This window comes from Streptomyces racemochromogenes (genome assembly GCF_044129415.1).
Taxonomy (GTDB): Bacteria; Actinomycetota; Actinomycetes; order Streptomycetales; family Streptomycetaceae; genus Streptomyces; species Streptomyces racemochromogenes_A.
The window spans coordinates 1-476 of the sequence record NZ_JBBDHD010000331.1 but is presented as its reverse complement, the minus strand read 5'-3'; the positions used below and the strand labels follow the sequence as shown (position 1 = coordinate 476).

Annotated in this window: 1 protein-coding gene; it reads right to left on the bottom strand. The window is 73.1% G+C overall.

The genetic code is table 11. From position 1 onward, the window contains the following. The coding region (locus tag WDV06_RS37135; RefSeq protein ID WP_395514200.1) for an ABC transporter ATP-binding protein at positions 1–476 on the bottom strand (476 nt) is incomplete at both ends.

Sequence of the window (476 nt, the reverse complement as noted above, 5' to 3'; positions counted from 1 at the left end):
GACAGCTCCGCGACGTCGGCGTCCTCGATGCGGCGGGGCTGCGGGATGCCGACGGTCCACTCCTTGGCGACCCGGCCGGGGCGGGAGGAGAGGAGGACGACGCGCTGGGCGAGGCGGACGGCCTCGCGGACGTTGTGGGTGACGAAGAGGACCGAAAGTCCGGTCTCTTGCCAGATGCGGGTGAGTTCGCCGTGCAGGACGTCGCGGGTGATGGCGTCGAGGGCCGCGAAGGGCTCGTCCATCAGCAGCAGGCGGCTGTCCTGGGCGAGGGCCCGGGCGAGGGCGACGCGCTGGCGCATGCCGCCCGACAGCTCGTGGACCCGCTTGCCGTGGGCGCCGCCCAGGCGCACCAGTTCCAGCAGGCGTTCGGCCTCCGGCCTGCGGTCGGCCTTGGGCACCCCGCGCAGCCGCAGCGCCAGCTCGATGTTCTTCCCGGCCGTCAGCCAGGGGAACAGGGCGTGCTCCTGGAACATCAG